Annotated in this window: 14 protein-coding genes and 5 tRNA genes; 10 read left to right on the forward strand and 9 right to left on the reverse strand. The window is 71.9% G+C overall.

Annotated features, from left to right (window positions below):
* Positions 1-15: 15 nt before the first annotated feature.
* A complete protein-coding gene (locus ACIA8R_RS07120) occupies positions 16-195 on the forward strand; it encodes a hypothetical protein (RefSeq protein WP_364096285.1) in 180 nt (59 codons plus the stop codon).
* Positions 196-447: 252 nt separating this feature from the next.
* Here the strand turns inward: ACIA8R_RS07120 and ACIA8R_RS07125 are convergent.
* From ACIA8R_RS07125 to ACIA8R_RS07145, 5 genes are all read right to left on the reverse strand, one after another.
* Positions 448-519 (reverse strand) — tRNA-Val (locus ACIA8R_RS07125).
* Between the two features lie 19 nt (positions 520-538).
* Positions 539-610: transfer RNA gene (locus tag ACIA8R_RS07130), tRNA-Gly, on the reverse strand.
* Between the two features lie 47 nt (positions 611-657).
* Positions 658-728: transfer RNA gene (locus tag ACIA8R_RS07135), tRNA-Cys, on the reverse strand.
* 15 nt (positions 729-743) lie between these two features.
* Positions 744-815 (reverse strand) — tRNA-Gly (locus ACIA8R_RS07140).
* 90 nt (positions 816-905) lie between these two features.
* Positions 906-2939, reverse strand: coding sequence for a peptidoglycan recognition family protein (locus ACIA8R_RS07145; RefSeq protein WP_364096288.1), 2034 nt, complete (start codon positions 2937-2939; stop codon positions 906-908).
* A gap of 220 nt (positions 2940-3159) precedes the next feature.
* Between ACIA8R_RS07145 and ACIA8R_RS07150 the strand changes: the two genes are divergently transcribed.
* The 6 genes from ACIA8R_RS07150 to ACIA8R_RS07175 all read left to right on the forward strand — a co-directional run bounded on the left by ACIA8R_RS07150 (position 3160) and on the right by ACIA8R_RS07175 (position 8754).
* Positions 3160-3447, forward strand: a complete 288-nt coding sequence (locus ACIA8R_RS07150) for a hypothetical protein (RefSeq protein WP_357706707.1) — start codon at positions 3160-3162, stop codon at positions 3445-3447.
* A 12-nt stretch (positions 3448-3459) separates the two neighbouring features.
* Positions 3460-5280, forward strand: coding sequence for a glutamine--fructose-6-phosphate transaminase (isomerizing) (gene glmS, locus ACIA8R_RS07155; RefSeq protein ID WP_364096292.1), 1821 nt, complete (start codon positions 3460-3462; stop codon positions 5278-5280).
* Between the two features lie 62 nt (positions 5281-5342).
* On the forward strand, positions 5343-6116 hold the full coding sequence (locus ACIA8R_RS07160) for an SAM-dependent methyltransferase (protein ID WP_397037068.1): 774 nt from the start codon (positions 5343-5345) through the stop codon (positions 6114-6116).
* A gap of 108 nt (positions 6117-6224) precedes the next feature.
* A complete protein-coding gene (locus tag ACIA8R_RS07165) occupies positions 6225-7175 on the forward strand; it encodes a tripartite tricarboxylate transporter substrate-binding protein (protein WP_397037070.1) in 951 nt (316 codons plus the stop codon).
* Positions 7176-7380: 205 nt separating this feature from the next.
* Positions 7381-8457 carry a mechanosensitive ion channel domain-containing protein gene (locus ACIA8R_RS07170; protein WP_364096301.1) on the forward strand — a complete coding sequence of 359 codons (1077 nt, stop codon included), beginning with the start codon at positions 7381-7383 and terminating at the stop codon, positions 8455-8457.
* 221 nt (positions 8458-8678) lie between these two features.
* A tRNA-Pro gene (locus ACIA8R_RS07175) sits at positions 8679-8754 on the forward strand.
* Between the two features lie 144 nt (positions 8755-8898).
* Here the strand turns inward: ACIA8R_RS07175 and ACIA8R_RS07180 are convergent.
* Positions 8899-10230: an amidase gene (locus ACIA8R_RS07180; RefSeq protein WP_364096304.1), complete on the reverse strand. Its 1332-nt coding sequence runs from the start codon at positions 10228-10230 to the stop codon at positions 8899-8901.
* A gap of 265 nt (positions 10231-10495) precedes the next feature.
* Here ACIA8R_RS07180 and ACIA8R_RS07185 point away from each other — a divergent pair, with 265 nt between their 5' ends.
* A complete protein-coding gene (locus tag ACIA8R_RS07185) occupies positions 10496-10804 on the forward strand; it encodes a hypothetical protein (protein ID WP_364096307.1) in 309 nt (102 codons plus the stop codon).
* 250 nt (positions 10805-11054) lie between these two features.
* Here the strand turns inward: ACIA8R_RS07185 and glgC are convergent, their stop codons facing one another.
* Positions 11055-12290, reverse strand: a complete 1236-nt coding sequence (gene glgC / locus ACIA8R_RS07190) for a glucose-1-phosphate adenylyltransferase (protein WP_352329862.1) — start codon at positions 12288-12290, stop codon at positions 11055-11057.
* A gap of 236 nt (positions 12291-12526) precedes the next feature.
* Here glgC and glgA point away from each other — a divergent pair, with 236 nt between their 5' ends.
* On the forward strand, positions 12527-13702 hold the full coding sequence (glgA, locus tag ACIA8R_RS07195) for a glycogen synthase (protein WP_397037074.1): 1176 nt from the start codon (positions 12527-12529) through the stop codon (positions 13700-13702).
* Between the two features lie 62 nt (positions 13703-13764).
* Here glgA and ACIA8R_RS07200 read toward each other — a convergent pair whose 3' ends face one another.
* Both ACIA8R_RS07200 and ACIA8R_RS07205 read right to left on the reverse strand, forming a co-directional pair.
* The gene (locus ACIA8R_RS07200; protein ID WP_397037076.1) at positions 13765-14916 is read right to left on the reverse strand and encodes a hypothetical protein; all 1152 of its coding nucleotides are present in this window, start codon (positions 14914-14916) and stop codon (positions 13765-13767) included.
* 66 nt (positions 14917-14982) lie between these two features.
* On the reverse strand, positions 14983-15351 hold the full coding sequence (locus ACIA8R_RS07205; protein WP_357706696.1) for a PH domain-containing protein: 369 nt from the start codon (positions 15349-15351) through the stop codon (positions 14983-14985).
* On the opposite strand from ACIA8R_RS07205, the gene ACIA8R_RS07210 reads away from it, so the two are divergent.
* Positions 15350-15847: a hypothetical protein gene (locus ACIA8R_RS07210; protein WP_397037078.1), complete on the forward strand. Its 498-nt coding sequence runs from the start codon at positions 15350-15352 to the stop codon at positions 15845-15847. The two genes, ACIA8R_RS07205 and ACIA8R_RS07210, sit on opposite strands and share 2 nt — an antisense overlap.
* The last annotated feature ends 3 nt before the right edge of the window (positions 15848-15850 follow it).

A 15850-nucleotide genomic window follows, 5' to 3' on the forward strand; every position in this document is an offset into this window, starting at 1 on the left:
CTGTTGCGGTGGCGTATGCGCATTTCGATACGCCCGCGATACACCGAGATCCCCGGCATCAAGGAACGGGCGCAGGCCGGCAGCGCGATGGTCCTGCCGCCCGCGATGAACGCCGACGCCGCAGCCCGGGGACAGGCCGAACGCGACCTGGTCGGCGACATGGGAACGAACGACGCCGGCACCGGTTCCGGCTGAAGGCGGCCGAGCCGGGCCGCTCGCGGGGCGGGTTGACCAGCGGGGTGCGTCTGGCGGCTGATGGTCGGTGCCGTCCGCTGTCCTCCGGCCTGACCGCGGGGCAGGCCGGAGGAACGGGGGGACCTTGCCAGGGGAGGCGGGGCCCGGCCCTCGAAACGAAGAAGCCCCAGTCGTCCGGCATGTGCCGGTCGCTGGGGCTTGACTGGTGTCCGGACCGGGCCGAAACCCGGTCTGACCGCCGACGAGCAGAGGTGGACGATACTGGGATTGAACCAGTGACCTCTTCCGTGTCAGGGAAGCGCTCTCCCGCTGAGCTAATCGTCCTTGTTGAGTTGTCACTCAGAGCGGAAGACGGGATTCGAACCCGCGACCCTCACCTTGGCAAGGTGATGCTCTACCACTGAGCCACTTCCGCATGCGCACTTAACTTTACCGGACCCAGAAGAGTCCGTTGTACCACCGAGGTGGAGACGGGATTTGAACCCGTGTAGACGGCTTTGCAGGCCGCTGCCTCGCCTCTCGGCCACTCCACCAGGAGTTTGACTCCGAGCGGAAGACGGGATTCGAACCCGCGACCCTCACCTTGGCAAGGTGATGCTCTACCACTGAGCCACTTCCGCGTGAATCCCCCGCGAACTCGCGGGGCCACGGGAAAACCATATCGTCTTCGCGGAGTGCCCGTGCGCAGCCCGAGCCCTGTGGGGCGAAATTCACCGGATGACGCGCACATCCTTGGCCTGGACGAACGCGACACGGTGCCCGAGCTGGATCTGGTGGTACCGGACCGACCCCGTGACCCGTACGTGCCGGGCCGGGTTGAAGGCGCTCGCCGAGTAGAAGGACCCGGTGACCGTGCCGCCCAGCGAGTACGACTGCCCCGGCCCGATCCGGTACTTCAACGGCGTCAACGGCTGCGCACCGCCGCCCCGGTACGCCGACCGCTCCGGGTAGGCGCGCCCGTACACCTTGGTGCCCGCGGCCAGCGGCGTGACCAGGGCGCCCTTCGCCGGCACCGCAGTCGGATCCGACTCGGGGTTGAGGAACCAGGCCCGCTGCCCGAGGTACCAGATCGCCGTCCAGTCCCCCTCCCGCCCGGCCACCGCGTACCGCTGCCCGGTCGAGGCGCGGGCGCTGTGGTCGTAGACGCTGTACGTGCTCGGCTTGGGCCCCGGGTGCTTGCCGAGGTCGGTGACCAGCGGGGCGGTCGAGCTCGGCCCGGTGTGCAGCCACACGCTGGCCGATCCGTGCTCCGGGCACCGCCGGCCGGGCTTGGTGCTCACGCAGCCGGTGAAGTACGGGCGGTTGGCGTCGTAGGAGGGACGGATGATCACCGACGAGCCCGTCCCGTCGCCCTTGATCGGATGGTTCATCAGCTCGAAGTAGTGGGCCCAGTCCCAGTAGGGGCCGGGGTCCTCGTGCATGCCCGCGACCGCGTCGGCCGTGGCGCCCGGCACGTTGTCGTGGCCGAGGATGTGGGCGCGGTCGAGCGGGATGCCGTACCGGCCGGCGAGGTAGCGCACCAGCCGGGCCGACGACCGGTACATGGCCTCGGTGTACCAGGCGCCCTTGGCCAGGTAGCCCTCGTGCTCGATGCCGATCGAGCGGGCGTTGACGTCCCAGTTGCCGGCATGCCAGGCGATGTCCTTCGTCGGCACGTGCTGGGCGACATGTCCGTCGCGGGAGCGGATCGTGTAGTGCCAGCTCACGTACTTCGGGTTGCGGATCATCGACGGGATGCCCTGGTAGCCGCCCTCGGTGTCGTGGATGACGATGTAGTCGACCTGCCTGCGGCCCTCGACCCGGTCGTGGTTGCCGTAGTCGTGGTCCTTCCTCTTGCCGTACCTCTTGTACGCGGCCGGCATCCACTCGCACCTGAGGCTGCTCGGGCACTCCACGGACGTGTCGGCGGCGGTCAGCGGCATCTCGTCCTGCGCGGGCACGTCCCAGTCGGACTCGTCGGCCGCCTCCGAGTCGTCGTCGCCCTCGGGTTCCATGTCGGAGAAGAAGAACGGGTCGTCGTCGTCCTCGTCGTAGTCGTCGTCGGCCCCGCTCTTCGGCGGCGTCGTGGGCGGGCGCAGGCCGGGCACGGCGTCCAGGCGCACGTCGAAGCCGTCGTCGGTGCGCCGCGCGACGCCCTCGCCCATCACCGCGTACACCTCGTCGGCGAAGGACCGTGCGGCGAGCGGGTCGCTGCTGCCCGAGTAGCGGGCGACCGCCTCGTACCAGCCGGCCGGGTCGGAGGTGGGACGCCGCTGGTAGGAGGCGAGCAGGGCGGCCCCGCCCCTGATGTTGGCGCGCGGGTCCGTGCGCAGGGCGCGCGGCGCGATCCCGGCCAGGCGGCCGGCCAGGGCGAGGGTCGCGTCCGGGATCGCCGCAGTGCGGGAGGAGCCCGCCGGGCGGGCCGCCGACCGCATCGCCGATCGGGGCAGCGGGCGGGTGTCGTCGCCTCTGGCGTCGCCCATGGCGTCGGCGAGCGGCTGCCCGGCGGGGACGGCGTCCACCAGGTGCATCGGGCCGTAGCCCCCGGCCGTGCTGGGACGGCCGCGGTTGGCGTCCCACCTCGACTCCAGGTACGACACGCCGAGCAGCACGCTCACCGGCACCCCGAACTCCGCGGCGGCGGCCGCGAAGTCGGCCTGCCGCCCCTGCTCCCGGACGCCCGTGACGGCGGGGACGGCGGGGACGGCCGGACCGCCGACGGCGGCGATCACGCTGGCGACCAGGACGGCAAGCCGGAGCTGCATGACATCTCCCCACGGAACGGCACTACTCGATCACTGAGCGTAACCATTCCCAGAAAGGGATGTGTCAGACGGGTCGGATGATACGGATGAGAACCGCGGGATCCGCCGCCAACCCGCCTACCAGCTCATCAGTGAGCGATGGGGAGAAGCGGAAGCGTCTTGGAGTTAAATCCTGCCCGATTCCGGGCAGGATGTTGGCGTGTCCCGCTCCAGATGCGTAATGTCCTCGTCTGTGTCCACGGCGCGGCATCCCTATGAAGACCTCATCGCCCACCTCACCAGGACGAGCGCGCTCGACCCTGGAGAGGCGGCCCGCGTGGTCGCCGACGTTCTGTCGTACTTCTCCGAGACGGTCGAGGAGTTCGTACGGCGCCGGCACGGCGAGCTCAAGGCCCGCGGCCTGACCAACGACGAGATCTTCCCCCGGATCGCCGCCGAGTTACCCGCACGCCGGGTAGCGGCACCTGAGCTGTCGCTGCGGCAGCTCCGCAGGATCGTCTACGGATAAGAGGAGAGCTCGATGTGCGGAATCGTGGCCTACGTCGGCCCCAAGGACGCGGCGCCCATCCTGCTGGAAGGGCTGCAGCGGCTTGAGTACCGGGGCTACGACTCCGCCGGGGTCGTGGTGTCGAACAAGGGCCTCAAGGTACGCAAGGTCAAGGGCCGGGTCGCCGACCTGGCCAAGGTCGTGCCGGTGCGGTTCAAGGGCAACCACGGCATCGGCCACACCCGATGGGCCACCCACGGCGTGCCCAGCGACGAGAACGCCCACCCGCACCTGTCGTCCGACCAGCGCATCGCGGTCGTGCACAACGGCATCATCGAGAACGCGGGCGAGCTGCGCGCCAAGCTGGTGGCCGACGGCGTCGAGTTCCTGTCCGACACCGACACCGAGGTCCTCGCCCACCTGATCGCCCGCGCCGCCGACGAGAACGACACGCTGGAGGAGGCGGTCAGGAAGACGCTCAAGGCCATCGTCGGCACGTACGGCATCGCGGTGATCGACGCCGAGCGGCCCGGCGAGGTGGTCGTGGCGCGCAACGGCAGCCCGATCGTGATCGGCATCGGCGAGAAGGAGATGTTCGCCGCCTCCGACGTCGCCGCCCTGGTCCGCTACACCCGCCAGGTCGTGCACCTGGAGGACGGCGAGCTGGCCGTGCTCAAGGCCGACGGCTTCCACACCTTCACCGGCGACGCCCGCGAGACCGCCAAGGAGCCGCTGACCGTCGACTGGGACGCCGGCCACTACGACACCGGCGGCTACGAGCACTACCTGCTCAAGGAGATCTCCGAGCAGCCCGAGACGATCACCCGCACGATGAGCGGCCGCCTGGACGAGCGTTTCCACGTGGCCCACCTCGGCGGCCTGAACATGGACGCCCGCGAGACGCGCTCGTTCCGCCGGGTGAAGATCATCGGCTGCGGGTCGGCGTACTACTCCGGGCAGATCGGCGCGCAGCTCATCGAGGAGCTGGCGCGCATCCCCGCCGACGCCGAGCCGGCCAGCGAGTTCCGCTACCGCAACCCCGTCGTCGACCCCGACACCCTCTACGTCGCGATCAGCCAGTCGGGGGAGACCTACGACACCCTCGCCGCCGTCCAGGAGCTCAAGCGCAAGGGCGGCCGGGTGATCGGCATCGTCAACGCCGTGGGCAGCGCGATCGCCCGCGAGGTCGACGGCGGCATCTACCTGCACGCCGGGCCCGAGGTGTCGGTCGCCTCGACCAAGGCGTTCACCTCGACCTCGGTCGCCTTCGCGCTGCTGGCGCTGCACCTGGGCCGGGTGCGCGACCTTTCGCCCGCCGACGGGCGGCGCATCGTGGAGGGCCTGCGCCGGCTCCCTGGCCAGATCGAGGAGATCCTCGCCCAGGGCGACAAGATCGCCGAGCTGGCGCAGAAGTACGCCAAGCACCCGAGCATGATGTTCGTCGGCCGGGTCCGGGGCTACCCGGTGGCCCGCGAGGGCGCGCAGAAGCTCAAGGAGATCTCGTACGTGCACGCCGAGGCGTACCCGGCCAGCGAGCTCAAGCACGGGCCGCTCGCGCTGATCGGTCCCGACATGCCGACGGTGGCGGTCGTCCCCGACGACGAGCTGCTCGACAAGAACCTCACCACGCTCGGCGAGATCCGCGCCCGCGGCGGCCAGGTGCTCATGGTCGGCCACCGCGAGCCCGGCACCAAGCTGGCCGACGACGTGATCGTGATCCCGAAGAACGAGATCGAGCTCGACCCGATGCTGCTGACGATCCCGCTCCAGCTGCTGGCCTACCACGCGGCGGTCGCCCTCGGCAGGGACGTCGACAAGCCTCGCAATCTCGCCAAGAGCGTGACTGTCGAATAAATTCAGCCACAATCCGTGCGGGGTAGTGTTTATCCGGCTGCGGACCACTTAAATTCAGTACTGTGCGGCAGTTCGACCCACACACGCCCAACCTCGCACGCATGTACGACTACATGCTCGGCGGGAAGGACAACTTCGCGGTCGACCGCCTGGCCATCGAGCAGCTCGCCGAGCTGGTCCCGGAGGCGGTCCCGCTGGCCCGGGCGAACCGGGCCTTCCTGCAGCGTGCCGTGCGCTACGTCGGCGCCGCGGGGGTCACCCAGTTCATCGACCTGGGCAGCGGGCTGCCGACGCAGGGCAGCGTGCACGAGGTCGCGCCGGAGGCCAGGGTCGTCTACGTCGACCACGACCCGGTCGTCGCCGCGCACGCCAGGGCCCTGCTCGCCGGGTCGGGCAGGGCCGCCTTCCTCGAAGCCGACCTGCTCGACCACGAAGAGGTGCTGGCCCGGGCGGGCCGGTTCCTGGACCTGTCGCGGCCGGTCGCGATCGTGCTGGTGTCGATCCTGCACTTCCTGCCCGACGCGGCCGATCCGCAGGGCGCGGTGGCGGCGCTGCGCGAGGCGGTCGCGCCCGGCAGCCGCCTCGTGATCTCCCACGCCACCTCGATGGGACGCCTGTCCGACGACGAGGACGCGCGGGGCATCCGGCGCGGCTCGTCGAGCTCGGGCGGTGGCGACCGCAGTCCGGCCGAGATCCGCGCCTTCTTCGGCGGCTTCGCGTTCGACCCGCCGGGCCTGGTGCAGGCCGTGGACTGGCGGCCGGACCGGCCCAAGCTGGTGGGCGACTGGTCGCTGCCGTCGTCCCTGATGGCCGGGGTGGCCGCGAAGCCGGAGTGACCCCGCTATACGCCGAAATATCGGTTAACCGTATCCCGATGTGTAACAGCGAGTGAAGCGTCAATAACCTGAGGTAAGGGCGGACTCGCGAAGGTCGGGGGAGGGCGGATGCGTCGTCGGCGATTCTTGGCATGGACCCTGGGCGCGGCGGCGTGCGCGGCCGGGTGCGGGACGGGACACGTCGGCGGCGGCCCGGCCGACGCGGGCGGCCGGTTCTCCATCGTGGCCGGGGGCCGCCGCTGGGCCCGCGTCGGCGAGGCGTTCGCCGCCGCCGCCCGCGCCTCCGGTGTCGGCACGTCGTCCACCGGCACGCCGATCACCGTGACCGGCCTGCCCGCGCTGGCCGCCTCCGAGCTGAACAACGGGCAGACGCTGCTCGACACCTCGACCCCGCTGTCCAGGCTCACCGGCGACGTCGAGGTCGTCGTCGTGCCCGTCAACTCCCGTTTCAAGGACTTCGACGACTTCGGCGTCCACCTGCGCACCGACCCGAGCGGGACGATGCTGGCCGGTGGGCCGCAGGGCGAGCCCGACCACCTGCTGTTCGGCCTGATCGCCAAGGGGCTCGGCGCCGACACCAGGCAGATCGACTACACCGGTTACCCGGGCAGCCACGAGGCCGTCTCCGCCCTGCTCGGCGGCAAGGCGGCGGCCGCGGCGGGCCTGCTCGGCGACTGGCGGGCGGTCATCGACGGCGGCGGGGTCAGGGCGCTGGCCGTCTCGTGCGCCCGCCGGGTGCCGGGGCTCGACGTCCCGACCCTGCTGGAGTGCGGCGTACGGGTGGACTTCGCGGACTGGGCCGCGGCCGTCGGGCCCGACGACATGCCGGAGGACGGCCGGGAGTCGGCCGTCCGGATGTGCGACGTGGTGACCTCCTCGCCCTCGTGGCGGCGGGCGTGCCGCAAGGCGGGGTGGATCTCGATCCCGCTCAGCGGGGACGACTTCCGGCTCTGGCTCACCTCCGAGGTCGAGCGCACGCAGGCCGTACTGCGCGACCTCGGGCTGCTGGCCAGCACCCGGGCCACGACCTGCTGGGGCAGCTGCGGGAACGGCCACTGAACGGCCACTGAGCGGCCACTGAGCGGCCACTGAGCGGCCACTGAGCGGTCATTGAGTGGTCATTGAGTGGTCACCGAACGGCCGCTCCGGGCGTCGCCGCCGGTTCGCCTCCTTCGGCTTCCGGCGGCGTGTCCGCGCGTATGAAGTGGCGGTTGAGGGCAATGTGACCTTGAAGCGACGTTCTACAACATAGGGGGCGCAAAACGTGCAGTCGCCGGAAGCCTGGCCGATCCTCGTCATCTCGGTGGTCGGAGCGGTGCTCCTGGTGGAGGTGGTCCGCCGGGTGCTGATCAGGGTCGGACGAAAATGGGCCCTGGCCCGGCACCTGGTCGAACACTGCACCTGGCCGGCGTTCTTCGTGGCCGCCACGGTGGCCTGCAACCTGGTCTTCGCCCCCGGCGGCTTCGGCGACACCCCCACGGCCCAGTCGATCGACCGGATCATCGGCCTGCTCACCATCGGCACGGTCACCTGGCTGATCATCCAGGCGACGTACGCGCTGACGGACGTCGTGCTCGACCGGCTGGTGCTGGTCGAGGGCGAGCGCAACCGGCGGGCGCGGCGGATCAGGACGCAGATCGCGCTGGTGCGCCGCATCGCCGCCGCCGTCATCATCGTCATCGCGCTCGGCGCCATGCTGTTCTCCTTCCCGCAGGTGCGGGCGCTCGGCGCCGGGCTGCTGGCCTCGGCCGGCATCGCCGGCGCCATCGTCGGCATCGCGGCCCAGCCGACCATCGGCAACATGCTGGCCGGGCTGCAGCTCGCCTTCAGCGACGCGCTGCGGCTGGACGACGTGGTCGTCGTGGAGAAGGAGTGGGGCAGGATCGAGGAGCTCACGCTCACGTACGTGGTGCTGCGCCTGTGGGACGAGCGGCGGCTGGTGCTGCCCGTCTCCTACTTCACCCAGAACCCGTTCGAGAACTGGACCAGGCACGGCAGCCGGGTGCTCGCCGTGGTGTTCCTGCGCGTGGACTGGGCGGTGCCGGTGCCCAAACTGCGCGACGCCCTGTACGAGTTCCTCCAGGGCAACCCGCTGTGGGACCAGAAGGACTGGACGCTCCAGGTCACCGACGTGCTGCCCAACGGCCTGGTCGAACTGCGCGCCCTGATGAGCGCCGCCGACTCGCCCTCCTCCTGGGACCTCAAGTGCGACGTCCGCGAATTCCTCGTCAATTTCGTCCGCGACAATTACCCGGACGCCCTTCCCCGGTTCCGCGTCGAGGCGCCCGAAACGCGCGCCGGCGTGGCCTGGACGAACGACCGCGACCGCGACCGGCGATAAATGCCTGGCATGTCCGGCTGCCGCCGGTCTACCGTGGAGCACGCCGGGAACGACATTTCCGGAACGACGAGAAAGGCGGTGGCCATGCGCGGACCCCGATGCGCCAGGCCGGCTGCCGACCGGCCTGAGCTGCGACCAAGGCTTTCCCGGTGATTCCACGGAGAATCCACCAGGAAAGCCGTCCCGGGCCTCGGCCGGGGGCGGCTTCTTTGATTTCGTGACCGAGTGTGGGGCAGTTTGGTCAGCCCGCCTGCCTTGGGTGCAGGAGCATCGCAGGTTCGAATCCTGCCACTCGGACGTACGGCCCTGAAAGAAAAGGGCCGTGGGCTTCGGCCTGGCCGACGGGAATGGCGCCCCCCGGCCGGACACGGGCCCCCGCCCCGGGCGCGGCCTACGCCGGGCCGACCCGGGGCCCACCTTCTCACCCCTCAGCCTCACCTCTCAGCGAGCGGCCACACGGAACAGCAGCTCCTCCTGCCCGGGACGGCCGACGAGCTGCAGCCCGACCGGCAGGCCGTCCACCGAGCCCACCGGCACGGTCAGCGCGGGCAGGCCGAGCACGTTCCACGGGCTGGTCAGGGCCAGCAGCGCGGCCCGGACGGCGACGGCCCGGCCGTCCAGCTCGGTCCCGCGCTCGCCCAGCGGCGGCGCGACGAGCGGCACGGTGGGCAGCGCCAGCACGTCGTGGTCGTCGAACAACGCCTGTGCCGCGGCGGCCAGTGCGGGCCGCTCGTCCAGGGCCTTGACGTACGCCCAGGCGGGCAGGTCCATGGCCGCGCCCAGCCGGTCGAGCACCTCGGGGTCGAACAGCCCGGGCGCCGCGGCCATCCGGTCGGCGTGCACGGCGGTGGCCTCCGCGCCCTGGACCGTCGCGTACGTCTCCCGCAACTCCTCGGCCAGCTCCCTGGACAACCGCGCCTCGCCCGCCCCGGCACCGGCGGCCGCCCGTGCGACCTGCACGACGCGCGGGTCGCACGGCGACAGGACCGTGGGATCGATCCACCCGACCCGGACGGCCGCCGCCGCTCCGGAGCCGCCCCGGGCGGCGGGCGGCTCGCCGGCCGCCAGCTGCCGGTAGGCGATCAGGCAGTCCAGCGGCTCGGCGGCCAGCACACCGACGTGGTCGAAGCTTCTCGACAGGGGGAACATCCCGGCGGTGGGGATCGCGTCGTAGGCGGGCTTGAACCCGGCGATCCCGCACAGAGCAGCCGGGATGCGCACCGACCCGCCCGTGTCGGTGCCGAGCGCGAGCGGCACGATGCCCGCCGCCACGGCCGCCGCGCTGCCGCCGCTCGACCCGCCCGACATGCGGCCGGGGTCGTGCGGGTTGCGCGAGGGGCCGTTGGCCGAGCGGTCGCCGGTGGGGCCGTACGCGAACTCGTGGGTCGTGGTCTTGCCGACGATCACCGCCCCCGCCTGGCGCAGCAGCGTCACGCAGGCGGCGTCGGCGTCGGCGACATGGCCGGCGAAGTGCCGCGACCCCATGGTGCAGGGCAGGCCGGCGACGTCGATGAGGTCCTTCACGGCGACCGGCACGCCGTGCAGCGGGCCGCGGTCGCTCCCCGCGGCCAGCTCCTGGTCCGCCCGCCGGGCGGCGGCCAGGGCGCCCTCCCGGTCCACGGTGACGAAGGCGCCGAGCGCCGGACCCAGCGCGGCGGCCGCGTCGAGCGCCAGCCGGGCCAGCTCGGCGGCGGTGGTGCGGCCGGCGCGCAGGTCCCGGGCCAGGCCGGTGACGGAGCGGCCGGTGAACGGGCCGGGCGGTGTGGGCGGCATGGGGTCCTTTCCTGGCAGGTCACGGCGACCCCGCCGGGCAAGGGAAGGGCGGGAACAGGCGTCCGGAGCAGACTAGTCGAACCCCCGTCCCGGCCTCCTGCGGCGTGCCGGGACGCGGCGGGCTTCCGGAGTGCCAGGAGAAGGCGGGACATCGGCCGGAAGCACCGGAAAGCGGTGAGTCGCTTCCTGGCGTGGCGTTACACGGCGGTACGAAGGCGATTACGTACAGTGATCAGCGATGTCACTTCGTGATCCAGGGGGATTCATGAAAGCCAAGCTCATCGTGGCGGGCGGCTTCGCTGTCGCCGCGCTGTTCGGTATGGCGGGGACGGCCGACGCCAGCGGCTACGGCCACTCGGAGAGGTGCGACCTGAGCACCGACGACGACTCCACCGCGCTGCGCATCACGCCATGGGGTGTGTTCGCCGGACACCGTGACGCTGAGGCCTGCGAGCACCGCAGGGACTACGGGCGTCCCCACGACGGCGACAACTGGGGCTTCTGGCCGGGCCGTGGCTACTGGCCCGGCGGGTGGGCCTACGGCATGGGCGTCGGCATGGGCGTCGGCCTCTGAGATCGCGTCATCCGATCCCGGGCCGCGCCGCGCGTGGCCCGGGATCACGCGTTGCCGGCGGCCGGTGACGGCCGCCTCGCACCCCGCCGGCAGCGGCGCCGTCGTGGCCGCGCCTTTCATGAAGGGATCGCGCCCGCCCCCGCCGGACGTTCCACGAGGGGATCGCGCCCGCTCGCCGCCGCGCGGCGTTCTCCGGCCGACGTGCTGCCCGGCCGGCCCCGAGCGCGCTCGCGGACCGGCCGCCCCGGCCCTAACGGTCGACGATCTCGTTCTTGCCGATGACCACGACCCCGCCGCGGGTCAGCGCGAAGCGGGTGCGGTCGTAGTCGAGGTCGAAGCCGATGCGCGCGCCGTCGGGGATCACCACGTTCTTGTCGATGATCGCCTTGCGCACGATCGCGCCCCGGCCGACCTTGACGTTCTCCATCAGCACGGAGTCCTCCACCAGCGAGTGCGAGTGGAGCACGACCTTCGGCGACAGGATCGAGCGCATCGCCATGCCGCCCGAGACGATCACGCCGGGGGAGACCAGCGAGTCGATCGCCCGGCCCACCCGGTCGCCGTCGTTGTGCACGAACTTGGCCGGGGGCAGCGGGTCGTGCCCGGTGAAGATCGGCCACTTGTCGTTGTACAGGTTGAAGATCGGGTGGGCGGAGATGAGGTCCATGTGGGCCTCGTAGTAGGCGTCGAGAGTCCCGACGTCGCGCCAGTAGCCGCGGTCGCGCTCGCTGGAGCCGGGGACGATGTTGTTCTTGAAGTCGTAGACGTCCGCGCCGCCCGACTTGACCAGCATCGGGATGATGTTGCCGCCCAGGTCGTGCTTGCTGGTCGGGTCGAGCGCGTCCTCGCGCAGCGCGTCGATCATGGCCTGGGTCTTGAAGACGTAGTTGCCCATCGAGGCGTAGACCTCGTCGGGGGAGTCGGCCAGGCCCACGGCGTCCTTCGGCTTCTCCCGGAAGGCCACGATGCGGCGGCCCTCGGGATCGGTCTCGATCACGCCGAACTGGTCGGCCAGCGACAGCGGCTGGCGGATCGCCGCCACCGTCACGTCCGCGCCCGAGTCCTCGTGCTGCTCGACCATCTGCCGCGGATCCATGCGGTAGATGTGGTCGGCGCCGAACACGATCACGTGCTCCGGCATCTCGTCGTAGATCAGGTTCAGGTTCTGGAACAGCGCGTCCGCGGAGCCGGAGAACCAGCGCGGCCCGAGCCGCTGCTGGGCGGGGACGGGGGTCACGTAGTTGCCCAGCATCGCCGACAGCCGCCAGGTACGGGAGACGTGCCTGTCCAGGCTGTGGTTCTTGTACTGGGTCAACACCACGATCTTCAGGAAGCCGCCGTTCGCGAGGTTCGACAGCACGAAGTCGATCAGCCGATACATCCCCCCGAACGGCACCGCCGGTTTGGCCCGATCCGCCGTGAGCGGCATGAGCCTCTTGCCCTCTCCACCTGCCAGCACGACCGCAAGCACCCTTCGGGACCTCATGTCCAGGACGCTACCCGTAAATGGCCGATCTATCGACGAAAGCCCACACTGTGCTGTGCTCCCGTGTCCTGACTTATCCGCCTAGAGCACGGGCCGGACTTACCGACATTGGGCTGTATCGATGTGTTCCCTATGCCTTGCGCCGGTTCACAAGTGCGGCGCCGGAGTTGATGGTCACCGCGAAACTCGCGGCTCGGTAGGGGGCGCCGGGCCCGGCTCGTCGTAAGGTCGTGGGCATGCGTGTTGATCTGCTCAGCAGGGAGTACCCGCCGGACGTCTACGGCGGCGCCGGGGTGCACATGGAGTACCTGGCCAGGGAGCTGCGCGAGCTGGCCGACGTCCGGGTGCGCTGCTTCGGGGCCGATCGCGAGGAGCCCGGCGTGTCGGCCTACCGGGTGCCCGGTGGCCTGGAGCGGGCCAACGCCGCCCTCCAGGTGCTCGGCGTCGACCTGGAGATGGCCGCCGCCTGCGAAGGCGCGGACGTCGTCCACTCCCATACCTGGTACGCCAACTTCGCCGGGCATGTCGCCAAGATGCTCCACGGCGTGCCGCACGTCGTCACCACCCACAGCCTGGAGCCGCTGCGCCCGTGGAAGGCCGAGCAGCTCGGCGGCGGCTACACGGTCTCGTCCTGGGCCGAGCGCACCGCCCTGGCCGCGGCCGACGCGGTGATCGCGGTCTCCGAGGGCATGCGGCGCGACGTGCTGGCCGCCTACCCCGAGATCCCGCCCGGCAAGGTCACCGTCATCCACAACGGCATCGACACCGCCGAGTACGCCCCCGACCCCGGCCTCGACGTGCTGAAGAAGCACGGCGTCGACCCCGGCCGGCCCTACGTGATCTTCGTCGGCCGCATCACCCGCCAGAAGGGCCTGGTGCACCTCCTGCACGCCGCCCGCTCCTTCGACCCGGCCGCCCAGCTCGTCCTGTGCGCGGGGGCGCCGGACACGCCGGAGATCGCCGCCGAGGTGACCGGGCTGGTGCGCGGCCTCGACCGCGACGGCGTCTTCTGGATCTCGGAGATGCTGCCCAAGCCCGAGGTCATCCAGCTCCTCACGCACGCCTCGGTCTTCGTCTGCCCCTCGGTCTACGAGCCCATGGGCATCGTCAACCTGGAGGCGATGGCCTGCGAGACGCCGGTGGTGGCCACGGCGACCGGCGGCATCCCCGAGGTCGTCGCCGACGGCGAGACGGGCCTGCTGGTGCCGATCGACCAGGGCCCCGACGGCACCCCGCACGACCCCGAGGCGTTCGCCGCCGATCTGGCGAAGCGGGTCAACGAGCTGCTGGCCGACCCGGCACGGGCGGCCGCGATGGGCCGCGCGGGCCGGGTCAGGGCCGTCGAGCACTTCTCCTGGGAGCGCATCGCCCGTCGCACCCTCGACCTCTACACCTCGCTGCGACGCCCCTGAGCCCGCACCCTCGACCTCTGCGCCTCGCTGCGGCGCCCCTGAGCGCGGGCCCCGGGGCCGGGTCAGCGGGTGAGCCAGAGGGCGGGGCTGGTCAGGGCGCCCTCGGGGCCGGTCCAGCCCGCCGCGTACACCTCGGCCGTGCCGGGGCGGCGGGCCAGGGCGGTGACCGTGCCGGGCACGCTCGTCGTCGTCCAGCGGCCGGTCGTGTAGTGGTGCAGCCGGGAGCGGGTCGAGTCGAGCGCCCACAGGCCCGCCCGGCCGTCGGGCTCTGCCTCGGTGAAGGCCGCGCCCTCCGGGCCCCAGAGGCACCGCCAGGCCGAGCCGTCCCAGTGCAGCGCCAGCGGGCGCCGGCGTTCCAGGGGTTCGCCCTGCGCGTCGTACTCGCCGGGCGGGAACCAGGACATCCCGCCGACCACCCACACGTCGTCCGGGCCGAGCACCGCGACGTCGCCGAGCCCCGTCCGGGCGGACGCCGCGCCCCGGGGCGCGGTCAACGCGGGCAGCGGCACCGCCTGCCACGCGGCGCCGTTCCAGCGGGCGGCGGGGTCGCGCGCGGTCTCGCCCACCGTCCACATGTCCGCGCCCTCGCCGCCGAGGGCCCGCGCCGGGGCGGGCAGCCGGTACGCGCGCCAGGCCGAGCCGTCCCAGCGCAGCGCGTCGTGCCCGGACACCGCCCACGGGCCGCTCGCGGCGGTGCCGTGCAGACCGATGGCGGAGGCGGCCTCCTCGGGTGCCGTGGGGGCGCTCACGGCGCCGTCCGCGACGCCGGCGACCAGGCCGGGACGCTCGTCCTCGCCGGTCCCGAAGGCCCACGCCCGCTCGCCGGAGACCGCTCCGACGGCGGCGACCGTCATCCCGGACGGCAGCGCGTACGTCCGCCAGAGGGCGCCGTCCCATCGGCTGAGCCCGCCGGGCGTCGTCTCCATCCCGGCGGACGTCTCCCGCTGGACGGAACGCACCGCCCACACCGCCCCGTCGGCGGAGACGGCGAGCCGGTCGAGCGTGCCGTGCCCCTCGCCCGCCGGGATCGCCCGCCACGGCGACCGTACGGGCTCGGCCCGCAGGTCGTCGCCGCCGGGCTCGGAGCAGCGCGCCGGTACCGTGGGGCTCGCCGGCGGAGCGGACGCGACATCTCGCCCAGCAGGCGCGGCGCAGGCCGAGAGCGCCACCAGCATGCCGACGCCGGCCGCACGGGCACGTACGGAACGCCCCACCTCGCCCCCTTCGCGATCACCGGCAGATTACGCTCACCCTGCCCAGGAGACCGCGCGTGACGCCGATCAGGTCTGCGAAATGTAGTGGAGGATGACGTTGTGCACGTGGTGGGCCTTGTTGTCGCCCCGGAAGTCCACCTCGTAGGTGTGCGTGCCCACGTGGATGGCGATGGCGCCCGAGGAGAAGAACCCGCCGGCCAGGGACTTGTTGCTCACGACGCTCACCGCCGAGATCTTGCCGTACGGGATGCTGGTGATCGCGATGCGCTTGCCCACGAACGACTTGTCCTGGACGATCACCCGCCGGTCCGTGAGCCCCAGGAACCCGGTGCCCGCGCCGATCGCGTCGTAGACGGCGATGATCTGCTCGCCGGGGAGGAGGCCGCTCTCGATCTGCTTCAGCTGCTCTTTACGGTCGTAGGGGATGTCAGCCATGCCTGGCCAACGAACGGGACGGGCCCCCGCGTTCCATGCCCGCCCGGGGATGGGCGGACGGGTCGTGCGGCAGGTCGAGCAGGCAGCGGCACGCACCCGGCAGCCTCGGCAGCCCGAACACGTCATGGCCGGGAACGCCGGCACGCGGGAGTGGAGCGACCTGGGGGAGCGGCTGGCCGAGGCGTTCGGGCTGCGCCTGGCCCGGCCGCACGCCGCGCCCGTCGGTGCCGCGGAGATGGGGCACTACCTGCGGCGGCATCGCGAGCCGGTGCTGGCCAGCGTGGGGATCGGCGGGATACCGGGCGCGGTGACCAGGCCGCTGGCCGAGCCCGTGCCGTTCGGCCTGGTGAACCTGGTGCATCCCCAGGAGCTGCGTCACCCGGGCCTCGCCGCGCTCCTGGCCGCTGTGGCCGAGCTGGGACGGGCCCACCACTGGCTGCGCCGCCCGCCGGACTCCTGGCTTCCCGAGGCCGACGAGGCCCTGGTGACCGCCTGACGC

Source organism: Nonomuraea sp. NPDC051191, from assembly GCF_044455665.1.
Taxonomy (GTDB): Bacteria; Actinomycetota; Actinomycetes; order Streptosporangiales; family Streptosporangiaceae; genus Nonomuraea.

Bases quoted from the DNA above. Each gene is read 5' to 3' on its own strand.
- glgC (WP_352329862.1), bottom strand. From the start codon at position 12,290: ATGAGGTCCCGAAGGGTGCTTGCGGTCGTGCTGGCAGGTGGAGAGGGC.
- ACIA8R_RS07180 (WP_364096304.1), bottom strand. From the start codon at position 10,230: ATGCCGCCCACACCGCCCGGCCCGTTCACCGGCCGCTCCGTCACCGGC.
- ACIA8R_RS07185 (WP_364096307.1), top strand. From the start codon at position 10,496: ATGAAAGCCAAGCTCATCGTGGCGGGCGGCTTCGCTGTCGCCGCGCTG.
- ACIA8R_RS07120 (WP_364096285.1), top strand. From the start codon at position 16: ATGCGCATTTCGATACGCCCGCGATACACCGAGATCCCCGGCATCAAG.
- glmS (WP_364096292.1), top strand. From the start codon at position 3,460: ATGTGCGGAATCGTGGCCTACGTCGGCCCCAAGGACGCGGCGCCCATC.
- ACIA8R_RS07210 (WP_397037078.1), top strand. From the start codon at position 15,350: ATGCCTGGCCAACGAACGGGACGGGCCCCCGCGTTCCATGCCCGCCCG.
- glgA (WP_397037074.1), top strand. From the start codon at position 12,527: ATGCGTGTTGATCTGCTCAGCAGGGAGTACCCGCCGGACGTCTACGGC.
- ACIA8R_RS07165 (WP_397037070.1), top strand. From the start codon at position 6,225: ATGCGTCGTCGGCGATTCTTGGCATGGACCCTGGGCGCGGCGGCGTGC.
- ACIA8R_RS07205 (WP_357706696.1), bottom strand. From the start codon at position 15,351: ATGGCTGACATCCCCTACGACCGTAAAGAGCAGCTGAAGCAGATCGAG.
- ACIA8R_RS07145 (WP_364096288.1), bottom strand. From the start codon at position 2,939: ATGCAGCTCCGGCTTGCCGTCCTGGTCGCCAGCGTGATCGCCGCCGTC.
- ACIA8R_RS07150 (WP_357706707.1), top strand. From the start codon at position 3,160: ATGTCCTCGTCTGTGTCCACGGCGCGGCATCCCTATGAAGACCTCATC.